Origin of the sequence: Sulfurimonas sp. (assembly GCF_023229105.1) — a bacterium.
Taxonomy (GTDB): domain Bacteria; phylum Campylobacterota; class Campylobacteria; order Campylobacterales; family Sulfurimonadaceae; genus Sulfurimonas.
In genome coordinates this window covers 1-4,373 of record NZ_JALNZY010000111.1, presented here as the reverse complement: position 1 = coordinate 4,373, position 4,373 = coordinate 1, and the positions used below count along the sequence as shown (strand labels likewise).

Sequence of the window (4,373 nt, the reverse complement as noted above, 5' to 3'; positions counted from 1 at the left end):
CTACCTCATGGCGTACTGTTTCGTGGAGGCGCAGAGGAGAGAATTAGACGAAAGTTATTAGAAAAAGGCTATATCGATACAGTTATTGGTCTGCCTTCAAATCTATTTTTCTCTACAGGTATCCCCGTATGTATCTTAGTCCTCAAAAGATGTAAAATGTCCAATGATGTTCTGTTTATAAATGCAAGTGAGTATTTTGCAAAGGGTAAGCGTCAAAACCGCTTGCGTACAGGAGAGGATGGTGAACCAAATGACATTGAGAAGATAGTTAACACCTATAAAAACAGAACAGAAGAAGATAGATATTCTAAGAAAATTTCTATAGAACGAATCGAAGAAGAGGGCTACAATCTCAATATATCAAGATACATAAGTACAGCCAAAGAAGAAAAGAAAATAGATTTAAAAGAAGAGAATAAAAAGCTTGTAGATTTAGAAAAAGACATTGTCAAATATACAAAAGAACACAATAAATTTTTAGAAGAGCTTGGATTAAATTTATTACCGTAGTTAATATAAATAACTATAAGTTTTATTGCTCTTAATTGTTTATACTACGATAATTAAAAGGAAAAAAATGGTTTCAGCAAAATATCTTCATCAGGTTCAGGCACTTTTGCTATCGGGTTTTATGAGTTTTATCATGTCTGGAGCGATAACATTTATCAACTTAGGGTTTGTGGATAATTTTTTCTCTATATGGATGCACGCTGGGATAATCGCTTTCATGATAGCTTTTCCTACTATACTGCTTGTCTTTCCGATTGCACACAAGCTTGCGATGAAGATAGCTTCAAGGTAAAAAATGTCTAAGTTGCTAATCTTATTTATTCTGATATTACCTCTGTTTGCCGTAGAGCCAAATTTCGGCAAGTATGACGGAAGTGCAGTTATATTGGATCTGAACAGTTCAAAAAAAATTGTTTTTGGAAGCAGAGCGAATGAGAGAGTGAGTCCATGTTCTACTTTTAAAATACTAAGCTCTATGATAGCGCTTGAAAACAGAGTCGTAAAAGATGAAGATGAGGTTATAAAATGGGACGGCATAAAGAGAGAATATTCTGCATGGAATCAAGACCATACAATGCGTTCTGCCATAGCCGTGTCTGCCATATGGTTTTATCAAGAGTTGGCTAGTCGCATAGGCGAGCAGAGGATGAAAGAGTATGTAAAGAAAGTTCATTACGGCAATGCAGATACTTCACTAGCTCTTACTAGTTTTTGGTTAGGCGGCGGAAGTCTTAAGATATCGCCAAGCGAGCAGGTTGATTTTCTTTCACGTTTTGTTCACAATGAACTGCCGTTCTCGCTTCACACTATTCAGACGGTAAAAGAGATAATGGCGTTAGAGAAACATAACGATTATCAACTAGCGGGAAAAACGGGAAGCTGCGGCGGTATAGGATGGTTCGTTGGGTTCATAAAAAATCATGACAATACTACGGTTTTTGCTTTCAACATTAAAGGCGATGGAGCAAACGGAGCAGAAGCAAAAAGAGTTGCTTTGGAATATTTAAAAAGATATAAAACAACATGACACCATGTATAGAACTGCTTAAAAAAAGTAAAATAGAGTATAAGGTACATCACTATACCCATGACAGTTCTTGCGACTCTTACGGCGATGAAGCGGCTGAAAAGCTCGGTATTTCAACTCAAAGAGTCTTTAAGACTTTAGTTGTCGCTATCGACACAAAAGAGTTAGTCGTTGCCGTAGTTCCAGTCTCTTCAAAACTAAGCATGAAAGCCGTTGCAAAAACATTCGGAGCAAAAAAAGCGGTTATGGCAGATGCACACGATGTTCAAAAGACGACAGGCTATGTATTGGGTGGAGTCAGTCCGATAGGACAGAAAAAAAGATTAAAAACAGTCATAGACTCAACTGCTTGCGACTACTTGAGTATCTTTGTCAGTGCGGGTAAAAGAGGATTGGAAGTAGAGCTAAGAGCAGATGATTTAAAAACACTGACAAACGCTAAATTTGAGGATATAAAAAGTGAATGATAGAGCTGATTTTAAAGAGTATAACGCTGCAATCTGGAGAGCTAAAAAAGAGTTTTTAAAACCTGTAAAACATATAGAAAATATCACTTTTGATGACTTGATTGGTATTGATAGACAAAAAGAAGAACTTATAAAAAATACGGAGCGCTTTTTAGATAACTTGCCTTCAAATAATGTACTTTTATGGGGCGCTAGAGGCACTGGAAAATCTTCACTTATAAAAGCTCTTTTAAACAGTTATGCTTCTAGAGGTCTGCGCCTTATTGAGATAGATAGGGATAATTTGGATGACCTTATAGAGATCTCAGATATGATTCGCCATCTTCCCTACAAGTTCATCATCTTTTGCGATGATTTATCTTTTGAAGAGGGTGAGAAGGGATATAAGGGCTTAAAAAGAATTTTAGAAGGTTCTATTGAATCCCCACCTGAAAATGTTAAAATTTATGCTACATCAAACAGAAGACACCTTATAACTGAGTATCATAGTGATAATGAAGGGACTAAAGTCGGAAATAACGGCGAGATACACTATGGTGATAGCGTGGAAGAGAAGATTTCACTCAGTGATAGATTTGGATTATGGCTTTCATTTTATCACGGCTCACAGCAGGAGTATTTAGCAGTTGTGGATAGCTACTTTAAAGAGTATAAAGGCGATAGAGAACTCTTACATGCAGAAGCTCTACGTTTTGCGCAAAGCAGAGCAAGTAAAAGTGCTAGAACTGCAAAACAGTTTTATAACAGCTATTTTTTAACTTTTTGAGTGTAGTAATTTTTCTAAAGGTTTTTCCTGTTTTTCTTGTGCGTTAAGTAGGAGCTGTACCATGGCATTTGCATTTATAGGGGTGGTTTTTTCATCGGCATCAAGACTGTTTTGCAGCTCTTCAAGAAGTTGTTTTTTATACGCGGCAATAAGAGACTCTATCTCTTTTAGAGTTTGGGGGGAATCCCCCATCTGATCAAGAAGTTTTTCTTTATACTCCTCAACCATCTTATCTATCTTCTCTTGGTTAAAATCTGCTAAAAACTTTACAGCTCCTTTGGTGCGTAAATCATGAAGAAATTGAGCAACGGCTAAATTTTCTTGACTATTTTCTTCTTGGCTTTGTGTCGTACTCTTACCATTAGCTGCTTCAAAACTGCTCCAAAAAGTGCGTAGATTCTCTTTTGCATCTTCTGGCATATAAAGAGATGCAAGTGCTTCGTCAAAAGAGAGCTGTGCCTCTTCTTTTTTAGAAGTTTGTGTACTCAAGAGCGTGTTATAGGATGTTTGTATTTGCATAGTATCTCCTCGTATAATTACTTAATCGTAAGCAAGCATAATTCCAAATTTTAAAAACTTCTGCTTTGTATCCAACCTTTACACAAAGAATATAATCCTATATAATTACCATTCGTAGCTGTTTCAACGATAGTTGGCTGTTGTTTTGTTTAATATTAAAAAAAATTAATGGGGAACGCTATGCAACTGATGGCTTTAAGCGCCATAGCTATATTGACAACCATCTCTCTTTTTCATTTTAACTTTGGCAAGTGGAATGTGACATGAATTTTAAAGAATTAGATAATTATCTGCTTTTGAAAAAAGGTGCAACTTTTGATTATCCGTTTGATAAAATGGTACGAGTCTATCGTTTCGCCGACAAAATATTTGCACTTACGGCAGATAAAAAACCGCTGTCTGTTAACCTCAAATGCAACCCCATCTACGCCCTAGAACTCCGCTCTTTGTATGAGTCTCTAAAAGGCGGCTACCACATGAACAAAAAACATTGGAACACCGTCACACTGGGTGGAGATGTGGATGATATGCTTTTAAAAGAGCTCATAGATCACTCATAGGAGCTTGTCTATAATAAACTTTCTAAAAAGCAAAGAGAGTTACTCGGGTAAATAAAAATTTAAAAGGAAAAATTATGAAAATTTTATCTTCTGCTAACGAGATTGAAAAAAATATATGTGCTTTTATAGAAAAATTTGACAATATAAGCATGTCTGTAGCATGGGCTTCCGCAAATAGTAAAGCTTTTAAAGTTCTGATAGAAGAAAAAAATAAAAAGAAAATACAATCTTCTACAGTCGGACTACATTTTTATCAAACAGATTCTAAGTTTATAGAAAAATTTTTAGACGATGAAAGATTGCAGTTTTATACAAAAAATAAAGATGAAGGTGTTTTTCATCCTAAAATTTACCTCTTTTGGAATAATGAGAAAGATTGGGTTTGTTTAACAGGTAGTGCAAACTTTACACAATCAGCACTAACTAAAAATGATGAAATAATGACAATGTTTGATTCTAATGATGGAGTTAAATTCAAGGAGATAAAAGATATTATTGATAGTTATTATTTAAAATCAAGTGTA

The 4,373-nt window shown here is 35.4% G+C and carries 8 protein-coding genes; 7 read left to right on the top strand and 1 reads right to left on the bottom strand.

The genetic code is table 11. The features are described from left to right. From M0Q17_RS10745 to M0Q17_RS10725, 5 genes are all read left to right on the top strand, one after another. The coding region (locus M0Q17_RS10745) for an N-6 DNA methylase (RefSeq protein WP_295086715.1) at positions 1–510 on the top strand (510 nt) is incomplete at its 5' end. Between the two features lie 67 nt (positions 511–577). After that, on the top strand, positions 578–802 hold the full coding sequence (locus tag M0Q17_RS10740; RefSeq protein WP_295086713.1) for a DUF2798 domain-containing protein: 225 nt from the start codon (positions 578–580) through the stop codon (positions 800–802). A 3-nt stretch (positions 803–805) separates the two neighbouring features. Further along, on the top strand, positions 806–1,537 hold the full coding sequence (locus M0Q17_RS10735; protein ID WP_295086711.1) for a penicillin-binding transpeptidase domain-containing protein: 732 nt from the start codon (positions 806–808) through the stop codon (positions 1,535–1,537). Continuing rightward, positions 1,534–2,004: a Cys-tRNA(Pro) deacylase gene (ybaK, locus tag M0Q17_RS10730; protein WP_295086708.1), complete on the top strand. Its 471-nt coding sequence runs from the start codon at positions 1,534–1,536 to the stop codon at positions 2,002–2,004. The genes M0Q17_RS10735 and ybaK overlap by 4 nt, the downstream gene beginning before the upstream one ends. After that, a complete protein-coding gene (locus M0Q17_RS10725) occupies positions 1,997–2,770 on the top strand; it encodes an ATP-binding protein (RefSeq protein WP_295086706.1) in 774 nt (257 codons plus the stop codon). The genes ybaK and M0Q17_RS10725 overlap by 8 nt, the downstream gene beginning before the upstream one ends. Here the strand turns inward: M0Q17_RS10725 and M0Q17_RS10720 are convergent. Continuing rightward, entirely contained in the window at positions 2,759–3,289 is a 531-nt protein-coding gene (locus tag M0Q17_RS10720) for a hypothetical protein (protein ID WP_295086704.1), read from the bottom strand. The two genes, M0Q17_RS10725 and M0Q17_RS10720, sit on opposite strands and share 12 nt — an antisense overlap. Before the next feature lie 263 nt (positions 3,290–3,552). Between M0Q17_RS10720 and M0Q17_RS10715 the strand changes: the two genes are divergently transcribed. Then, positions 3,553–3,849, top strand: a complete 297-nt coding sequence (locus tag M0Q17_RS10715) for an MmcQ/YjbR family DNA-binding protein (protein ID WP_295086702.1) — start codon at positions 3,553–3,555, stop codon at positions 3,847–3,849. A gap of 74 nt (positions 3,850–3,923) precedes the next feature. Beyond that, a partial coding sequence (locus M0Q17_RS10710; protein WP_295086700.1) for a phospholipase D family protein occupies positions 3,924–4,373 on the top strand: 450 nt, incomplete at its 3' end.

Excerpts from the sequence above, each read along its gene's own strand:
- M0Q17_RS10740 (WP_295086713.1), top strand. The coding sequence starts at position 578 with ATGGTTTCAGCAAAATATCTTCATCAGGTTCAGGCACTTTTGCTATCG.
- M0Q17_RS10735 (WP_295086711.1), top strand. The coding sequence starts at position 806 with ATGTCTAAGTTGCTAATCTTATTTATTCTGATATTACCTCTGTTTGCC.
- ybaK (WP_295086708.1), top strand. The coding sequence starts at position 1,534 with ATGACACCATGTATAGAACTGCTTAAAAAAAGTAAAATAGAGTATAAG.
- M0Q17_RS10720 (WP_295086704.1), bottom strand. The coding sequence starts at position 3,289 with ATGCAAATACAAACATCCTATAACACGCTCTTGAGTACACAAACTTCT.
- M0Q17_RS10715 (WP_295086702.1), top strand. The coding sequence starts at position 3,553 with ATGAATTTTAAAGAATTAGATAATTATCTGCTTTTGAAAAAAGGTGCA.